The organism is Methylobacterium sp. J-070 (genome assembly GCF_022829385.1).
GTDB lineage: Bacteria > Pseudomonadota > Alphaproteobacteria > Rhizobiales > Beijerinckiaceae > Methylobacterium.
Map to the genome: position 1 here is coordinate 38332 of NZ_JAKSXX010000147.1, position 17821 is coordinate 56152.

Below are 17821 nucleotides of genomic sequence, written 5' to 3' on the forward strand. Positions count from 1 at the left end.
CCCGCTGACGGTCACGTCAGGTGAGGGCCGCGGTTCGGATCATCCACGCCCCTCCGCTCCTGCGCGTCCCTCAGCCCGTACGCGACTTCTTCACCGGCGCCTTCTTGGCGGCCGGCTTCTTCGCGGCGGTCTTCTTGGCCGCCGGCTTGTCGCCGGTCGCTGCCCGTGCCGAGGTCTTGGCACCGGTCTTGGCGCCGGTCTTGCGCGTCCCACCCCGCTTGACCGGCTTGCCGCCGCCCGAGGCGCGCTTGGCGTTCACCAGGGCGATCGCCTCGTCCAGCGTGAGCGCGTCGGCGCTCATCGTCTTCGGCAGGGTGGCGTTGACCTCGCCGTCGCTGACGTAGGGGCCGTACTTGCCGGCCTTGACCACGAGGTCGCGCCCGCTCGCCGCATCTTTGCCGAGCGGCCGGCCCGGATCGGCGGCCGGACGGCCGCGCCCGCCCCCCTGCTCCTTGGCGACGATCAGGTCGATGGCGCGGTTGGCCCCGATCTCCAGCACGTCGTCGTCCTTGCCGAGATTGGCGTAGGTCTTCCCGTGCTGCACGTAGGGGCCGAAGCGGCCGAGACTGGCCAGGATCGGCTCGCCGGTCTCGGGATGGCGCGCCACCTCCCGGGGCAGGGCCAGCAGGGCCAGCGCCTTGTCCAGGCCGACTTCGGAGGGCGAGAGGCCCTTCGGCAGGGAGGAGCGCTTCGGCTTCTCGGCGCCCTTCTCGGTCGAGGCCTCGCCGAGCTGGACGAAGGGCCCGAAGCGGCCGTCGCGGATCGTCACCGGCAGGCCGGTGGCGGGATCGTTGCCCAGCACCCGGACGCCCGGCTGCCCGCCCTCGGCCGACGAACCGTCGCCGTCGCCGTCCACCCCCGAGGCCGAGAGCTGGCGGGTGTACTTGCACTCCGGGTAGTTCGAGCAGCCGATGAAGGCGCCGAACTTGCCGAGCTTCAGCGAGAGCTGGCCGGCGCCGCAGGTCGGGCAGGTGCGCGGGTTCGAGCCGTCGCCCTTGTCGGGGAAGATGTGCGGGCCGAGGAGGCCATTGAGCGCCTCCAGCACGTCGGTGACGCGCAGCTCCTTGGTCTCGCCGATGGCGGCCGAGAAATCGCGCCAGAAGTCGCGCAGCACCGCCCGCCAGTCGATCTCGGCGTTGGAGACCCGGTCGAGCTGCTCCTCCAGGTCGGCGGTGAAGTCGTACTCGACGTAGCGCCGGAAGAAGCTCTCCAGGAAGCCCGTGACGAGGCGCCCCTTGTCCTCCGGCTGCAGCCGCTTCTTCTCGATCTTGACGTACTCGCGATCCCGCAGGGTCTGGAGGACCGCCGCGTAGGTCGAGGGCCGGCCGATGCCGAGTTCCTCCATGCGCTTCACGAGGCTCGCCTCGGAGTAGCGCGGCGGCGGCTCGGTGAAATGCTGGGTCGAGGCGATGCGCTCGCGGGTCAGCGGGTCGCCGGCCTTCATGGGCGGCAGGCGGCGGCTCTCCTCGTCCTCCTCGTCGTCCTTGCCCTCCTGGTAGAGGGCCAGGAAGCCGTCGAACTTCACCACCTGGCCGGTGGCGCGCAGGTCGATCTGGCGGGGGCCGACCCGCGCGGTGACCTCCACGGTGGTGCGCTCCAGCTCGGCCGATTCCATCTGGCTCGCCATGGTGCGGGTCCAGATCAGGTCGTAGAGCTTGGCCTGCTCCGGCTCCAGGTAACGCGCGACCATCTTGGGCAGGCGGCCCATGTCGGTCGGCCGCACCGCCTCGTGGGCCTCCTGGGCGTTCTTGGCCTTGACGCTGTACTTGCGCGGCACGTCCGGCACGTAGCGGTCGCCGAACTCCTTGCCGATCACCCGGCGGGCGTCCTGGATCGCCTCCGGCGCCATGTCGACGCCGTCGGTCCGCATGTAGGTGATGATGCCGACCGTCTCGCCGCCGGTATCGACGCCCTCGTAGAGACGCTGGGCGACCCGCATGGTCTGGGCCGGCGCCATCCCGAGCTTGCGCGAGGCCTCCTGCTGCAGGGTCGAGGTGGTGAAGGGCGGCTGCGGATGGCGCTTGGCGGGCTTCGCCTCCACGCTCGCCACCTGGAAGGTCGCGAGTTCGAGGTCGCGCTTGAACGCGGCTGCGTCGTCGCCGGTACCGACGTCGAGGCGCTGGATCCGCTTGCCGTCGGCGCCGACGAGGCGGGCCTCGAAGGTCGCGCCGTCGGCGGTGGTCAGCGTCGCGATGATCGTCCAGTACTCGCGCGGCTTGAACCGCTCGATCTCCATCTCGCGCTCGACCACGAGCCGCAGGGCCACCGACTGCACGCGGCCGGCCGAGCGGGCGCCCGGCAGCTTGCGCCACAGGACCGGCGAGAGGTTGAAGCCCACGAGGTAGTCCAGCGCCCGGCGCGCCAGGTAGGCGTCGACCAGCGCCTGGTCGATCTCGCGCGGCTTGCGCATCGCCGCCTCGACCGAGGCCTTGGTGATGGCGTTGAAGGTGACGCGCTCCACCGGGATGCCCTTGAGCGCCTTGCGGGCGTTCAGCGCCTCCAGGACGTGCCAGGAGATCGCCTCGCCCTCGCGGTCGGGGTCGGTCGCCAGGATCAGCTTGTCGGCACCCTTGACCGCCTTGACGATCTCGCTGACGCGGCTGGCGCCCCGGTCGGCCAGCTCCCAGACCATGTGGAAATCCTGCTCGGGATCGACCGAGCCGTCCTTGGCCGGCAGGTCGCGGATATGCCCGAAGGAGGCGATGACTTCATAGTCGCGGCCGAGATACTTATTGATCGTCTTGGCTTTGGCCGGCGACTCGACGACGACGACTTTCATTCAGACCTCTGCCCCTCGACGGAGCCTGGCGCGACGGACGAATTCTGTTCGAGATTCGCGTGGGACTGAAGCCCGCCGTCGGGCCGGGGCCGCGCGCCGGGGACAAGTGGGTCACGGGCAGCGGGTTGTCAAATGGCGGATCCGCGCAAGCCTCGCCCGAGGGCCTCGTCGTAAGCCCCGCGCACGGCTTATATGATCGGTGCGCGCGGGCGGTCATTTACGATCCTGCCAAGCGCAGGCGGACCCTGGTGGTGCTTGCGGATTCGCACGTTGGGTTCGGGATCACCGGCCGGTCGACGCACTCGCAATCCAGACATCGCACGCGCTCTCCCTCCCCCCTCTGCGGGGGAGGGAGAGCGCGTGCGTCAGCAGGGGTCGGGCGAGGGGAACCCGGCTTCAGAAAAGAGCGCGACCGTCATGCAGGCCGGCGTTCAATCCTGCACCGTCGCTCTCCTCTCCCGCCCCCCTTCGGGGGCCACCCTCCCCCACAGAGGGGGGAAGGAGAGTCGCGCGTCGCAGTTCCCGATGAGAACTCAGATCCCGGCGTACCACTCGTAGCCGCGATCCTCCCAGTAGCCGCCGCTGCCCTGGCCGAGGCCCTTGAGCGACTCCACCAGCTCCACCCGCATCACGTACTTGGCCTGCTTGTAGCCGAGCTGGCGCTCCACCCGCAGGCGCAGCGGCGCCCCGTTGGAGACCGGCAGCGGCTTGCCGTTGAGGTCGTAGGCCAGGATCGTCTGCGGGTTGGCCGCGTCGTAGAGGTCGATGCTCTCGTAATAGCGGATCGGCGTCCGCCCATCCTTGGCCGGGGCATCGGCGGGCTCCGTTGCGTCGGGGGCGCCCTGGCCCCAATCGTCCTTCGGGGCGTCGCTCTTGGTCGGCGCGCCGCCCCAATCGTCGGCGGCGGCGAGCTGGACGTAGGCATCGCGCACCGCGCCCGGATGGCCGGGACGCCACAGGGACGCGCCGTCGCCGCCTTCGAGGCCGCCGCCGGCATATTCCAGCGTGTCGGCGCAGTGGAACACCGCGTAGCGCGCCTGCGGCTTCAACTTGGCCCGCTTCAGCAACTCGGACAGCGGCACGCCGGACCATTGGCCGATGCAGCTCCAGCCCTCGACGCAGTCGTGGCGGGTGATCTGGCTGCGCGCGGGCAGGGCGCGCAGGTCCGCGAGGCTCAGCGACAGCGGCGTCTGCACCAGACCGTCGACCACCAGCTTGAAATCCGCGAACCTGTTCGCCGCGAGGGCGCGAAACGCGCGGTCCGGCGGGTCGATGGTGCCGTTCGGCTTGAACCAGGGGGAGATCATCGCGGCCGGGAATTCCCGGGCCAGCGTCGCGGGCGACATCAGCAGGCGCTGGACGTACAGGTTCGCGTCCTCCCCGACCTTGAGGGTGCGCTGACCCGTGTCGGTCCCGGCGAACCGGTCGCAGCCGCCGAGCAGGGCGGTGCCCACCAGGCCGGCGCCGGCGGTGAGGAGCTTGCGGCGCTGGAGGATCATCGCGCGGTCTCCCGGTCACGGCCGAGGCTGAACCAGCCGGTGATCATGCCGCGCATGTTGTTGACGAGCCCGGAGACGATCACGAGCAGCACGTGGACCACCACGAACAGCACGATCAGGCCGGCGGCGATGAAGTGGACGCTGCGCGCCGATTGCCGGCCGCCGAACAGATCGGTGAGCCAGGGCCAGGCGGCATCCATCCCCGGCGACATGGCGAGCCCGGCCAGCACCATCGCGGGCAGGAGGCCCAGGACCAGGACGAGGTAGGTCAGCTTCTGGATGACGTTGTAGCGCTTGGCCTCCGTGCCCTCGGGGAAGCGCAGGCGCAGGTGCTCCTTCACGGAACCGCCGAAGTCGCGGATCTGGTCGCCGTCCGGGATCAGGCGGCGGCGCAATTGGCCGCTGAACAGCCCGTACGCCAGATAGACCGCGCCGTTGATCACCAGGAGCCACGCGAACAGGAAGTGCCAGCGCCGTCCGGTGGCGAGGTCCTGGTCGGACGGCAGGGTCGCCCAGGAGGGGAAGGCCCGCTCCACCTCGGCGCCGCTGTCGCGCGACAGGCCCAGGATCCCCGTGGTGTCGAAGCTGTGCGCGCCGACCGTCACCACGCCGCGGTTCGCGCCGCCGGGGCCCTGCTCGCTGGTGATGGCGAGCGCCGGATTGTCGAAGGTCGAGACCGCCCCCCAGTAGAGGGCCGGGTGGGCGTTGAAGATCTGCAGGCCGCTCATCAGCAGCACGAGCAGCACCGCGGCGTTGATCCAGTGCGCCAGCCGGATCACCAGCGGGTGGCGGTAGAACCAGCGGCGCCCCTGGCGGTCGACGGTCTCGGGGGCTTCGAGGGCAGGGGAGGCGGCCACGTATCGGGATCCCGGTCAGGCGTCGCGGGGCCGGGACATGTCCGAGTCCCAGCCGTTCGGTCGGATACGTGGCGCGGGCCACGCCGGTTACCATCCACGGGAAAAAAACGCCGCAGGCGGCTTCCTGCCTTGCTGGGCGACCGGATCGACACATTGCAGTATGAGAGCAACGCCCCCCCATGCGCCCTCCCTCCCCCGCAGAGGGGGGGAGGGAGGGCGGCGGTTCCGGTCGCTCGTCTCCCTCCGATGTCGATGTATCATCATCACGGCCTTGCCCGCCGGGCGCGCCGCACCTACACCCGGGCCTCATCATGACGACGCCCGCGCCCCCGGCCTTCCCGCACCGGCATCTCCTCGGCATCGAGGGCCTCACCCGGCCCGACATCGAGGTCCTGCTCGACGCCGCCGATGCCGCCGTCGACATCTCCCGGCAGGTGGAGAAGAAGCGCACGACCCTGCGCGGCCGCACCCAGATCAACCTGTTCTTCGAGCCCTCGACCCGGACGCAATCGTCGTTCGAGCTGGCCGGCAAGCGCCTCGGCGCCGACGTGATGAATATGTCGGTGGCCTCGTCCTCGGTGAAGAAGGGCGAGACCCTGATCGACACCGCCGCGACGCTCAACGCCATGCGGCCCGACATCATCGTGGTCCGCCACGAATCGGCGGGCGCCGTGCATCTGCTCGCCCGCAAGGTCGATTGCGCGGTGATCAACGCCGGCGACGGGGCGCACGAGCACCCGACCCAGGCGCTGCTCGACGCGCTCACGATCCGCCGCAACAAGGGCCGGATCGAGGGCCTCCAGGTGGCGATCTGCGGGGACGTCCTGCACTCGCGGGTGGCGCGCTCGAACATCATCCTGCTGCAGGCGATGGGCGCCCGGGTCCGCCTGATCGCGCCCTCGACCCTGCTGCCCGCCGGGATCGCGCGCTTCGGCGTCGAGACCTTCACGGACATGCGCAAGGGCCTCGTCGGCTGCGACATCGTCATGATGCTGCGGCTCCAGCGCGAGCGCATGAACGGCTCGTTCGTGCCCTCGGTGAAGGAGTATTTCCGCTATTTCGGCCTCGACGCCGAGAAGCTGGCGCTGGCCAAGCCCGACGCCCTGGTGATGCATCCGGGCCCGATGAACCGCGGCGTCGAGATCTCCTCCGAGATCGCCGACGGCGCGCAGTCGCTGATCCGCGAGCAGGTCGAGATGGGCGTCGCCGTGCGGATGGCGGTGCTGGAGGCGCTCGCCCGGCACCTGCCGAACGAGTGAGGCGGCTCGATTCGGCGGGCGATGAGACGCGTTCCTTTCCCGGACACCTGGAACGCAGTGGAAGGTGATCCGGGACCCAGCACGCAGAGCGCCGCGCAAGCGGCTCCGTATGGACGCTTCGCGATGTCTTGCGCTGGATCCCGGGTCGCATTCCGCTGGCGCTCCATGCGCCCGGGAAAAGGTCGGCGTCCTCGGATCGGCTTCGGCGAACAAAGCCGGTCGGCCTTCACCTGCTCCGCTTGCCCGCGGGCCGGCCGTAGCGCAGTTTCCTGCCGAAATCCGGCCTCAACCCTGCGGCGAGGCTAGCCCAACATGCAGATCGCTTCATGACCGCCTACACGCTCGCCGACCTCGCAGCCCTCGTGGCGAGCCGCGCCGGGACCGACCCCGCCACCTCCTACACCGCCAAGCTCCTGTCGGAGGGGCCCGCCAAGGCGGCCAAGAAGCTCGGCGAGGAGGCGGTGGAGGCGGCCATCGCGGCCGTGCAGGGCGACAAGACCGGCCTGATGAACGAGGCCGCGGACGTACTCTACCACCTCGTCGTGCTGCTCCGGGCCGGCGGGGTCGAACTCGACGCCGTGATGGCCGAGCTGGAGCGCCGGACCGCACAGAGCGGGATCGCCGAGAAGGCGGCGAGGCGCCACGCGTGAACGCGGCCGCGCTGCCGGGCTCGGTCGAGGCGATCCTCGAAGCGTCGGACAGGCTCTCGCCCTATCGCCGCTTCAGCCGCGATGAGTGGGCGCAGCTCCGCGCCGACACGCCGCTCACCCTCAAGCAGGAGGATCTGGAGCGGCTGCAATCGATCAACGACCCGATCTCGGTGGAGGAGGTGGAGGCGATCTATCTGCCGCTGTCGCGCCTCCTGGCGCTCTACGTCGCGGCGACGCAGGGCCTGTTCAAGGCGACGCAGCGCTTCCTGCTCGCCGAGCGCGAGACCAAGGCGCCCTACATTATCGGGCTGGCCGGCTCCGTGGCGGTGGGCAAGTCGACGACCGCGCGCATCCTGACCGCCCTGCTGGCGCGCTGGCCCAACACCCCGAAGGTCGATCTCGTCACCACCGACGGGTTCCTGCTGCCGAACGCCGACCTCGCCGCCAACGGCCTGATGGAGCGCAAGGGCTTTCCCGAGAGCTACGACACCGCCGCCCTGCTGCGCTTCCTCCACGACGTGAAGGCCGGCCACAAGCGCGTGACCGCGCCGCTCTATTCGCACCTCGTCTACGACCGGGTGCCCGGGGAGGAGCGGGTGGTGGAGAGCCCCGACATCCTGATCGTCGAGGGGCTGAACGTGCTCCAGCCCGCCCGCCTGCCCCGGGACGGGACCGCGATCCCGTTCGTCTCCGACTTCTTCGACTTCTCGATCTATCTCGACGGCCACGAGGACGATCTGCACCGCTGGTACGTCACCCGCTTCATGAAGCTGCGCCAGACCGCGTTCCGGGACCCGCGTTCCTACTTCCGGAAATATGCCGGGATCCCCGAGGCCGAGGCGCTGGACACCGCCGACCGGCTCTGGACCACGATCAACCTGCCGAACCTGCGCGAGAATATTTTGCCCACGCGCCAGCGGGCGAGCCTGATCCTCACCAAGGGCGCGAGCCACCGGATCGAGAGCGTGGCGCTGCGGCGGTTGTAGGTCGATCCGAGGATAGGCCGCACCGGCCCCGCGGCGCTCCCCCCCCTCTGCGGGGGAGGGAGGGCGCGCGGCAGATACGGACCTTGCCACCTAAGCGAACGGAAACGCCGCCTCCGCCACGTACGGCCCGCCCCCGGTGGAGTTCCGCGCCGAGAACAGCGTCACCCGGTCCACTGTGAACGTCAGCGGCGCGAAGACCGGCGCCTGCGACAGGTACATCGCGGCCGCCTCCGGCGTCGCGCCGCGCCGCAGGCGGGCCAGGGTCACGTGCGGGGTGAACTTGCGCCGCTCCGGCTCCACGCCGGCCCGGCGGACCAGCCGCTCCTGCTCGGCCTGGAGATCGGTCAGGCCCGGCTCCGGACTCACCGCCGCGTAGAGCGCCCGGGGCTTGTCGCCGCCGAAGAGGCCGAGGCCGGTGAGCGTCACCGTCAGGGCAGGGCGCGGCCGCATCTCGGACAGCGCCTCGACCACGTCGTCGGCCGTCGCCGCCTCGACGTCGCCGATGAATCGCAGGGTCACGTGGAAGTCGCCGGGCTCGATCCAGCGGGCGCCCGGCAGGCCGCCCTGGTAGGCCTTCAGCGCGTCGGCGATCGCCGGCGGCACGGCGAGCCCGGTGAACAGGCGCGGCATCAGCGCACCGGCGCCTGGCGGATCCGGTCCAGGAAGCCCTGCACCGTCGGCAGGATGCGGGCCGCGATCGTCTCGACCCCCTGACGGTTCGGGTGGATCCCGTCGTCGAGGTGCTGCGCCCGGTCGCCGATGATCCCGTCCAGGAAGAACGGGTACACCGTCAGGCCGTAGCGCTTGGCGAGCGCGGGAAAGATCGCGTCGAACCGCGCCTTGTAGTCGGGGCCGAGATTGGGCGGAGCCTGCATGCCGGCGAGCAGGACCGGGATGCCCCGCGCCTTCAGCCGCTCGATGATCGCCGAGAGTGCCCCCTCGGTCACCGCCGGATCGGTGCCGCGCAGCATGTCGTTGGCACCGAGTTCGAGGATCACCCCGGCGGTCCCGTCCGGCACCGACCAGTCGACCCGGTCGAGGCCGCCGGTGGCTGTGTCGCCGGAGACGCCGGCATTGGCGACCGACACGTCGTCGCCCCGGGCCCGGAGCAGCCGCTCCAGCACGGTCGGGAAGGCGGCGTCGGCGGGCAGGCGATAGCCCGCGGTCAGGCTGTCGCCGAGGGCGACGAGCTTGACCGGGCCGCCCGGGGCGGCCTGCGCCTTTGTCACGGGGGCCGTCATCGCGGGGAGGGCCAGAACGGCGAGCGCTGCGGCAAACAGGGCCGTGCGCCACCGCACACCGGCTTCGTCATGGCGCGGCCCCAATGCGGGACCCATATCGCGGTGCAACCGCAGCCCGGGCCGCGGATCGTGCAGCCAACGGTGCGACCTCGCTCGTCGCCAAGCTCGTAGCCAAGACAGGACCTCGCGCGCCATGCTCGTCATCGCCCACAGATCGGCCGCTCGATGAGCCACGGCAAGGTGCTGCGCGAGCCGGCGATCGCGCTGTCCGACATCGATCTCAGCCTCGGCCGCGGCGCCGCCCGGGTCCATGTCCTGCGCGGCATCTCCCTCGGCGTCGCCCGCGGCGAGGCGGTGGGCCTCGTCGGCCCGTCCGGCTCGGGCAAGTCGACGCTGCTCATGGTGATGGCCGGACTGGAGCGGCCGGATTCCGGCGGGGTGGTGGTCGAGGACACCGAACTCGCCCGCCTCGACGAGGACGCCCTCGCCCGGTTCCGGGGCCGGCGCATCGGCATCGTGTTCCAGGCCTTCCACCTCGTGCCGACCATGACGGCGCTGGAGAACGTGGCGCTGCCTCTGGAACTCGCCGACCGGCCCGGCGCCCAGGAGCGGGCCCGGACCGAGCTGGAGGCGGTCGGCCTCGGGCACCGGCTGCACCATTACCCGGCGCAGCTCTCGGGCGGCGAGCAGCAGCGCGTCGCCATCGCCCGGGCGGTCGCCCCCGACCCGGCGATCCTGGTGGCCGACGAGCCCACCGGCAACCTCGACGAGGCCACCGGCCGCCAGATCGTCGACCTCCTGTTCCGGCTGAAGCGCGACCGCGGCGCCACGCTGGTGCTGGTCACTCACGACAACGGCCTCGCCCGCCTGTGCGACCGCACCGTGCGGCTGCGCTCGGGGCGGATCGAGGAGGCGGTGGCGGCGTGATGAGGGCATTCAAGCGCGGCGCTCTGTGCGCGTTCCGTCCCCCCTCTGCGGGGGAGGGTGGCCCCCGGTGGGGATCGGGAGAGGGGAGCGGCGGTGCAGGAAGAGGCTGTAGCCTTCCTGAAGCTCACGCCTCATTCGGAAACCGCGCTCCCCTCTCCCGACCCCTGCTGACGCAGGGGCCACCCTCCCCCGCAGAGGGGGGAGGGAAAGCGCGGCATCTCGGTTCGGTTTAACGCCATGCACGGCACGATCACCCGCCCCGACCCGGCGCCCCGCCGCGTCCCGCTCACCCTGCGCTTGGCGTTGCGCGAGCTGCGCGCCGGGCTCTCCGGATTCGGGGTGTTCCTCGCCTGCATCGCGCTGGGCGTCACGGCGATCGCCGGCGTCGCGTCGATCTCGCGCTCGCTCTCCGACGGTCTCGGCCGGGAGGGGCGGCGGATCCTCGGGGGCGACCTCGCCTACAACCTGATCAACCGCGAGGCGACCGACGCGGAGCGCCAGGCCCTGGCGCGGGAAGGGCGGCTCGACGTGGTCGCGTCCCTGCGGGCCATGGCGGCGGCACCGGGCGGCGATGCGGCCCTCGTCGAGCTGAAGGCCGTCGATCCCGCCACCTACCCGGCCGCCGGGGCGCTCGTCACCGACCCGCCGGGCCCGCTCGCCGACCTGCTGGCGGAGCGCGACGGCACGCCGGGGGCGCTGGCCGAGCCGGCGCTCCTCACCCGCCTCGCCGTCAAGGTCGGCGACCGCATCTCGCTGGCCGGGCACCAGGTGGCGATCCGCGGCACCCTGGTGTCCGAACCCGACAAGATCGCCGGCGGCATCGGCTTCGGGCCGCGGCTGATGATCTCGGAACCGAGCCTGCGCGCCACCGGCCTCGTCCAGCCCGGAAGCCTCAACCGCTGGAGCTACCGGATCGTCCTGCCCCCCGGGACGCCGGATACGGACCTCGACGCCGCGCAAGGTCGGATCCGCGCCGCGACCCCGGAGGCCGGCTGGGAGATCCGCTCGCGCAGCAACGCCGACCCGCGCTTCGCCAAGAGCATCGAGCGGTTCACGCAGTTCCTCACCCTGGTGGGGCTCACCGCGCTGATCGTCGGCGGCGTCGGCGTCGGCAACGCCGTCCACGCCTTCGTGGAGCGCAAGCGGCCCTCGATCGCGACGCTCAAGAGCGTCGGCGCCCCGGGCTCGCAGGTGGTCGCCCTGTACCTGACGCAGGTGATGCTGATCGCCGGCCTCGGCACGCTGATCGGGCTCGTCGTCGGGGCGAGCCTGCCGTTCATCCTCGACGCGCTGTTCTCCGCCGACCTGCCGCTGCCCCTGAACCCGACCCTCGCCCCCGGGGAATTGGCCCTCGCCGCCGCCTACGGGCTGATCACCGCCTTCGCGTTCGCGATCACGCCGCTCGGCCGCGCCCACGACGTGCCGGTCTCGGGCCTGTTCCGCGACACCGTCGATCCCGCCCGGGTCAGCCCGCGCTGGCGCTACCGGATCTGGCTGGCCTCCAGCCTCGCGGCCCTGGTCGGCCTGTCGGTGGCGACCGCCTTCGACCGGCGGGTGGCGCTGATCTTCATCGTGGCCGCGGCCCTCGCCTTCGGCCTGCTGCACGGGGTGGCGCTCGGCCTGATGGCCCTCGCCCGCCGGCTCCCGCATCCGCGCTGGCCGGCGCCGCGGATGGCGCTCGCCAACCTTCACCGGCCGGGGGCGCTGACGCCCGCCATCGTCCTGTCGCTGGGTCTCGGGGTGACCCTCCTCGTCACCCTCAGCCTGATCGACGCCAACGTGCGCCGCACGATCAGCGCGACCCTGCCGGCCCGGGCGCCGAACCTGTTCTTCCTCGACGTCCCGGCCCGGGACGCGGGCGCCTTCCGGGAGTTCCTGGCCCGCGCGGCCCCGAACGGGAAGATCGAGGACGTGCCGATGATGCGCGGCCGGATCGTCGCCCTGAACGGCGTGCCGGCGAGCAAGATCCGCCCCCCGGAGGACGCCGCCTGGGTCCTCGACGGGGACCGCGGCATCACCTACGCCGACACGGTGCCGGAGGGCTCGAGCCTCACCGAGGGCGCGTGGTGGAGCCCCGAGCAGGGCGCCAAGCCCCTGGTCTCCTTCGAGGCCGACCTCGCCCGCCAGCTCGGGCTGAAGCTCGGCGACAGCGTGACCGTCAACGTGCTCGGGCGCGACCTCACGGCGACGATCTTCAACCTGCGCCGGGTGGAATGGCGCAACCTCGGCATCAACTTCGTGATGGTGTTCTCGCCCGGCACCTTCCGGGGGGCGCCGCATTCCGACCTCGCCACGCTGACGCTCCCGGGCGGGACCGACGCGGCGGCCGAGAACCACATCCTGCGCGACGTCGCCAAGACCTTCCCGTCGGTGAGCGCCGTGCGGGTCAAGGACGCCCTCGACGCGATCGGCGACCTCGTCGGCCGGCTGGTCCTGGCGATCCGCGGGGCGAGCGCCGTGGCGGTCCTGGCGAGCCTGTTCGTGCTGGCCGGCGCCATCGCGGCCGGTCACCGGGCCCGGCTCTACGACGCCGTCGTGCTCAAGGTGCTGGGCGCGAGCCGCGCGCGCCTGCTCTCGGCCTACGCCATCGAGTACGCCGCCCTGGGGCTCGCCACCGCGTTGTTCGGCCTCGCGGCCGGATCGCTCGCCGGCTGGGTGATCGTCGCGAAGGTCATGCACCTCGATTTCCGCCTCGACCTGTCGGGCGCACTGGCGGCGGCGGCCGCCGCTGTGGCGCTGGCGATCCTGATCGGGCTCGCCGGCACCTGGCGGATCCTGGGGCAGAAGCCGGCGCCGTATCTGCGGCAGATCTGAGCGGAGGTCCCGCCCGGATCCCGACCGCCGGCGCGGGATCGGGCTTGGTCACGTCGGGCCGCGCGATCCGGGCGTGCCGCGGAGCGGGTCCGGGCGCGGTCGGACCGGTCGTTCCGGCGGCAACGACGAAGATCGCGTGTCCGCGCGTGGCATAAGGAAGCCGTTAAGACTTTGCCCGGGGCCCCTGAATCGGCCGCATCCGGGCAACCGTCAGTGGAACGGCCCGGCGGGCGGCAGGAAATCCATTTTAATCCCCGACTTTATGGACAAAAATACATCCTTCGGACCCACGAAACCCGCGCGGCAACCGTGGCCGGGGACTTGTGCTGGCGGCGCCAGCGCAACATATTCCGCACCGAGGCGCCAGTCCGGCGCCAGAGGTCCTGCGTGGGCCTCGCCCGAAACACCACGCTGAGAGAGCTCCGCAAGGACACTCCCATGGCATTCGAGAACTCTCCCTTCCGGTACGGCGCCCAGCAGCCCTCCGGCTACGCCGGCACCCAGGTCGAGGTCGACCAGGGCCTGCGGGCCTTCATGCTCGGCGTCTACAACAACATGGTCGTCGGGCTCGGCATCTCCGGTCTCGTCGCGCTCGGCCTGAACATGGCGTCGGTCGCGGCCTACCAGGGCACGCGCCCGGTCCTGACCCCCTTCGGTCAGCTGCTCTACACGAGCCCGCTGAAGTGGGTGCTGATGCTCGCCCCGCTGGCGTTCATCTTCGTCTTCTCGATGAGGATGGACCGGATGTCGGCCTCCTCGGCCCGGACGATGTTCTGGGCCTTCGCGGCGGTGATGGGCGCCTCGATGTCCTCGCTCCTCCTGGTCTTCACCGGGGGCAGCGTGGTCCAGGTGTTCTTCATCACGGCGGCGGCCTTCGGCTCGCTCAGCCTCTGGGGCTACACCACCCGGCGCAGCCTCTCGGGCATGGGCTCGTTCCTGATGATGGGCCTGATCGGCATCATCCTGGCGTCGCTGGTGAACATCTTCTTCGCCTCGTCGGCCCTCCAGTTCGCCATCTCGGTGCTGGGCGTGCTGATCTTCGCGGGCCTCACGGCCTACGACACGCAGAAGCTGAAGGAGATGTATCTCTACGGCGGCTTCGACGGCGAGATGGCGGCCAAGATGTCGGTGAACGGCGCCCTGACGCTCTACCTCGACTTCATCAACATGTTCCAGTTCCTCCTGAGCCTGATCGGCGACCGCCGCTAGGCCGGGACGACTGACACGACCGACACCAAGAAGCCCCGGCGGGCGACCGCCGGGGCTTCTTTTTGCCTGTTCGGACGCGCCGCATGGGCTACGCTGGCGCCATGCTGAAGCTCTCCGGCCTCTCCGCCTTCCCGATCACCCCGAGCGACGCCGAGGGCCGCGTCGACGCCGATGCCCTCCGCCGGCTGCTTGAGCCCCTGGCGGCGGCCGGCGTCGACTCGGTCGGCCTGCTCGGCAGCACGGGGACCTACGCGTATCTGAGCCGGGCCGAGCGGCGCCGGGCCGTGGCGATCGCCGCCGAGACGTTGGGCGGACGGGTTCCCCTCCTGGTCGGCGTCGGCGCGCTGCGGACCGACGATGCGGTCCGGCTGGCGCAGGATGCCCGGTCCGCCGGGGCCGATGCCGGCCTCCTGGCCCCCGTCTCGTACACGCCGCTCACCGACGCCGAGGTCGAGGCGCATTTCGAGGCCGTGGCGGCGGAGGGGGGCCTGCCGCTGGTCCTCTACGACAATCCCGCCACCACGCATTTCCGCTTCTCGCCCGAATTGATCGGGCGGATCGCCCGCCTGCCCGGGATCGTGGCCGCCAAGTGCCCGGCGCCGGAGCCCGCCGCCGCGGCGGCCGGCGTCGCGGCGCTCCGGGCGGCCGTCCCGGCGGCGTTTCCCGTCGGCTTCAGCGGCGACTGGAACGTCACCGAGGCGCTGATCGCCGGCGGCGCGGCGTGGTACAGCGTGGCGGCGGGCCTGTTCCCCCGGGCCTGCCTGGCGATCGTCCGGGCCGTGGAGGCGGGCGATACGGCCCGGGCGCGGGCACTGAACGCGGCGCTCGAACCCCTCTGGGCGCTGTTCCGGGCCCATTCCAGCCTGCGGGTCGTCTACGCGCTGGCCGAGGAACTCGGCCTGTGCCGGGCCGAGCCGCCGCGGCCGATCCGGCCCCTCCCGGCGGAACTCCGAACCGGGATCGCCGCGACCCTCCGCTCCCTGGACCTGGGCTGACGGTCCGCGCGGCCGTCAGACGATCCGGGGCGCCGGCTCCAGCACCGCGATCACGCGGACCAGCTCGGTGCCGCGCTTCAGGATCTGGCCGCTGGCGGCGATCACCGCGTAGGCGCCCTGCCGGCGGGCGAGCCTCGGGTCCTTCTCGATCCGGTACAGCGGCATCTCGGAGGCCCGGCGGTAGATCGAGAACACGGCCTTGTCCCGGCGGAAATCGAGGGCGTAGTCGCGCCACTCGCCCGCGGCGACCTGTCGGCCATAGAGGTTGAAGATCGTACGCAGCTCGTCCCGGTTGAAGGCGACCTGCGGAGGGTCCGCGCGGGCCGGGAAGGGGATGACGCGCTCCGCCATCTCGTCGGGCCTCGGCCCGGCGCCCGTCCGTTCGGTCATCACCGCTCCCGTGCATCGATGCTTTGCCGGATGATGGGCTTCGCCGCGGCGGACCGCAAGGGCTGCCCGGGCCGGGCCCCGTGGCGCTTGAGACACGCCCAAGCGACAAAAATCACGCTTCCGCCCCAATCGCGCCTTTTCGGAGCCGCGTTGCGATGGCACAACACCCGCTGAACCTCGCCGGGCTCTGTCCGGGCGGCGCCCGATACCCAGCTCCCCAGCCATCGGCCGTCGTTCGGGATCCCAGGAACCGGCACTCCGAGGTTTCGAGACCCAAGACTTCAGGCCGCCCTTATCGGGCGGCCTTTTTTCTGTTTCCGGTCCGGGTCCGGAAACGGGTATGCCAGCGGCATCATGGGCCCGCCCGCATTCGACGACGCCTTCGTGCAGGACCTCGACACGCTGTTCGCGTGGCGCCGGGACGTGCGCCGCTTCCGGCCCGACCCGGTCGACGAGGCGAGCCTGCAGGCCTGCCTGGCGGCGGCCCACCGGGCGCCCTCGGTCGGCAACAGCCGGCCCTGGCGCTTCGTGCGCGTGTCGGATCCCGGACGGCGGGCCGCCGTCGCGGAGAGCTTCGCCCGCTGCAACGCCGCCGCGGCCGCCGGCTACGATGCGGAGCGCGCCGCGCAGTACCGGACCCTCAAGCTCGCCGGCCTGAAGGAGGCCCCGGTCCATCTCGCGGCCTTCTGCGACGGGGCGACCGAGACCGGGCTCGGCCTCGGGCGGGCCAGCATGCCGGAGACCCTGGCCTACTCGGTCGTCGGGGCCGTGCAGTGCCTCTGGCTGGCGGCCCGGGCGCGGGGCCTCGGCGTCGGCTGGGTGTCGATCCTGGAACCCGAATCCGTCGGGGCGATCCTGGCGGTGCCGCAGGCGTGGCGGCTCGTGGCCTATCTCTGCGTCGGCCATCCGGTGGAGGAGCACAGCGACCCGGAACTGGAGCGACACGGCTGGCAGCCGGAGGACAAGCGCGGCGGCACGCTCGTCGAGCGCTGACCGGGTCTCGGCCCCGGGGTCGCGGATGGCCGCTCATCGCCGGTGGATTGATTTACGATGCTCTTTTACCGTGCTCCACAGATGTGGGGTACGGGCCCGCGTCAACCATAGCTTTTCCTGGAACGACAAGCTCGGCCGTGGATTACTTGGCCGCAGAGGGTCTTGCTTGTCGAGGAACGGATCATGTCGGGTCGGGTGGCGGCTTTATTCGGATTGGCCGGCGCGATGCTGGCGGGTTACTCGGGGACCGCCGCGGCGCGGGAAGTCGTCCCCTTCGAGAACGGCGTCGCGCCGGGCTCGGTGGTGATCAGCGTGTCCCAGCGCAAGCTCTACCTGGTGAACGGCGACGGGACCGCGATCCGCTATCCCGTCGCGGTGGGCAAGCCCAGCAAGCAATGGTTCGGGACCGCCTCCATCGACGGCAAGTACGTCGCCCCCGCATGGTCGCCGCCCGCCGAGGTGAAGCGCGACAACCCGCGGCTTCCCAACCTCATCGCGGGCGGCTCGCCGCACAACCCCATGGGCGCGGCGGCGATGACTCTGGCAGGCGGCGAGTACGCGATCCACGGAACCAACCGCCCGAGTTCGGTCGGGACCTACGCGTCCTATGGCTGCATCCGCATGTACAACCAGGACGTGGTCGATCTCTATGGCCGGGTCGATGTGGGCACGCGGGTCTACATGACCCACTGACGGCCCGGTCCCTCACGCCGCGGGCGGCGCCGTCGCCTCGACGGCCGTGAAGGTTTCCAGGATCCGGTAGGTGTGCGCGACGCCCGCCGGCACGCAGTACGAATCGCCGGCGGCGAGCGCCACGGTCTCGCCCCCGACGACCAGCTCCGCCCGACCGCTGATCACGTAGCCCACGGTCTCGTGGGCTGCGGTGGTCATCGGCTTGTCGGCGTTGGGCTCCTCGGCCCGCCACATCCGCATTCCGAGGCGCTCGCCCCGCGCCAGAGCGATCTCGCCGTGCGGTCCCGCGGCTGCGCCGCGGGCCGATACCTTCGTGGTCATTGCGCCCCTCCCGTCGATGGATCTCCGCAGCCAACGGCGCGGTGGCGACGCCGTTCCGCCCATCGGCGCGGGGCGTCGCCCGACGGGCCGCGCCGGGCTTCGGCAGGGTGTCGCACCGGCCCATCCAGGCTGCGCGGCAGAGGCGCGGACCGGCGCCGCGCCTCCATACCGTCCGGGTTCCGGAGCGTCGGCGAACGGCCGGACGCCG

General features: G+C 71.5%; 16 protein-coding genes. 9 read left to right on the forward strand and 7 right to left on the reverse strand.

Annotated elements, in window-relative coordinates; all coding sequences use genetic code 11:
- Positions 1-70: 70 nt before the first annotated feature.
- The 3 genes from topA to MKL01_RS14735 all read right to left on the reverse strand — a co-directional run bounded on the left by topA (position 71) and on the right by MKL01_RS14735 (position 5135).
- Positions 71-2779, reverse strand: a complete 2709-nt coding sequence (topA, locus tag MKL01_RS14725) for a type I DNA topoisomerase (RefSeq protein ID WP_243905958.1) — start codon at positions 2777-2779, stop codon at positions 71-73.
- Positions 2780-3312: 533 nt separating this feature from the next.
- Positions 3313-4278 (reverse strand): molybdopterin-dependent oxidoreductase, encoded by a 966-nt coding sequence (locus MKL01_RS14730; protein WP_243905959.1) that lies wholly within the window; start codon positions 4276-4278, stop codon positions 3313-3315.
- Entirely contained in the window at positions 4275-5135 is an 861-nt protein-coding gene (locus MKL01_RS14735) for a cytochrome b/b6 domain-containing protein (RefSeq protein ID WP_243905960.1), read from the reverse strand. Before MKL01_RS14735 ends, MKL01_RS14730 begins: the two co-directional genes overlap by 4 nt.
- Positions 5136-5446: 311 nt before the next feature.
- Here MKL01_RS14735 and MKL01_RS14740 point away from each other — a divergent pair, with 311 nt between their 5' ends.
- From MKL01_RS14740 to coaA, 3 genes are all read left to right on the forward strand, one after another.
- On the forward strand, positions 5447-6394 hold the full coding sequence (locus MKL01_RS14740) for an aspartate carbamoyltransferase catalytic subunit (protein WP_243905961.1): 948 nt from the start codon (positions 5447-5449) through the stop codon (positions 6392-6394).
- 326 nt (positions 6395-6720) lie between these two features.
- Positions 6721-7044, forward strand: coding sequence for a phosphoribosyl-ATP diphosphatase (locus tag MKL01_RS14745; RefSeq protein ID WP_243905962.1), 324 nt, complete (start codon positions 6721-6723; stop codon positions 7042-7044).
- Positions 7041-8030: a type I pantothenate kinase gene (gene coaA / locus MKL01_RS14750; protein WP_243905963.1), complete on the forward strand. Its 990-nt coding sequence runs from the start codon at positions 7041-7043 to the stop codon at positions 8028-8030. The genes MKL01_RS14745 and coaA overlap by 4 nt, the downstream gene beginning before the upstream one ends.
- Before the next feature lie 90 nt (positions 8031-8120).
- On the opposite strand, the gene thpR is transcribed toward coaA, so the two are convergent.
- Together thpR and MKL01_RS14760 are read right to left on the reverse strand one after the other, a co-directional pair.
- On the reverse strand, positions 8121-8660 hold the full coding sequence (gene thpR, locus MKL01_RS14755; RefSeq protein ID WP_243905964.1) for an RNA 2',3'-cyclic phosphodiesterase: 540 nt from the start codon (positions 8658-8660) through the stop codon (positions 8121-8123).
- Positions 8660-9271 carry an arylesterase gene (locus MKL01_RS14760; RefSeq protein WP_243906024.1) on the reverse strand — a complete coding sequence of 204 codons (612 nt, stop codon included), beginning with the start codon at positions 9269-9271 and terminating at the stop codon, positions 8660-8662. The genes thpR and MKL01_RS14760 overlap by 1 nt, the downstream gene beginning before the upstream one ends.
- 225 nt (positions 9272-9496) lie before the next feature.
- Here MKL01_RS14760 and MKL01_RS14765 point away from each other — a divergent pair, with 225 nt between their 5' ends.
- From MKL01_RS14765 to MKL01_RS14780, 4 genes are all read left to right on the forward strand, one after another.
- Complete coding sequence (locus MKL01_RS14765) at positions 9497-10198, forward strand: ABC transporter ATP-binding protein (protein ID WP_243905965.1); 702 nt, start codon at positions 9497-9499, stop codon at positions 10196-10198.
- Between the two features lie 237 nt (positions 10199-10435).
- Positions 10436-13012 (forward strand): ABC transporter permease, encoded by a 2577-nt coding sequence (locus MKL01_RS14770; RefSeq protein WP_243905966.1) that lies wholly within the window; start codon positions 10436-10438, stop codon positions 13010-13012.
- A gap of 438 nt (positions 13013-13450) precedes the next feature.
- Positions 13451-14221, forward strand: coding sequence for a Bax inhibitor-1/YccA family protein (locus MKL01_RS14775; RefSeq protein WP_243905967.1), 771 nt, complete (start codon positions 13451-13453; stop codon positions 14219-14221).
- A gap of 101 nt (positions 14222-14322) precedes the next feature.
- Positions 14323-15216: a dihydrodipicolinate synthase family protein gene (locus MKL01_RS14780; protein ID WP_243906025.1), complete on the forward strand. Its 894-nt coding sequence runs from the start codon at positions 14323-14325 to the stop codon at positions 15214-15216.
- Between the two features lie 15 nt (positions 15217-15231).
- On the opposite strand, the gene MKL01_RS14785 is transcribed toward MKL01_RS14780, so the two are convergent.
- Positions 15232-15606, reverse strand: coding sequence for a DUF2794 domain-containing protein (locus MKL01_RS14785; protein ID WP_243905968.1), 375 nt, complete (start codon positions 15604-15606; stop codon positions 15232-15234).
- Positions 15607-15960: 354 nt separating this feature from the next.
- On the opposite strand from MKL01_RS14785, the gene bluB reads away from it, so the two are divergent.
- Together bluB and MKL01_RS14795 are read left to right on the forward strand one after the other, a co-directional pair.
- Positions 15961-16599, forward strand: coding sequence for a 5,6-dimethylbenzimidazole synthase (bluB, locus tag MKL01_RS14790; protein WP_243905969.1), 639 nt, complete (start codon positions 15961-15963; stop codon positions 16597-16599).
- A 183-nt stretch (positions 16600-16782) separates the two neighbouring features.
- On the forward strand, positions 16783-17292 hold the full coding sequence (locus tag MKL01_RS14795; protein WP_243905970.1) for a L,D-transpeptidase: 510 nt from the start codon (positions 16783-16785) through the stop codon (positions 17290-17292).
- Positions 17293-17304: 12 nt separating this feature from the next.
- On the opposite strand, the gene MKL01_RS14800 is transcribed toward MKL01_RS14795, so the two are convergent.
- Positions 17305-17613 (reverse strand): cupin domain-containing protein, encoded by a 309-nt coding sequence (locus MKL01_RS14800; RefSeq protein WP_243905971.1) that lies wholly within the window; start codon positions 17611-17613, stop codon positions 17305-17307.
- Positions 17614-17821: the final 208 nt, after the last annotated feature.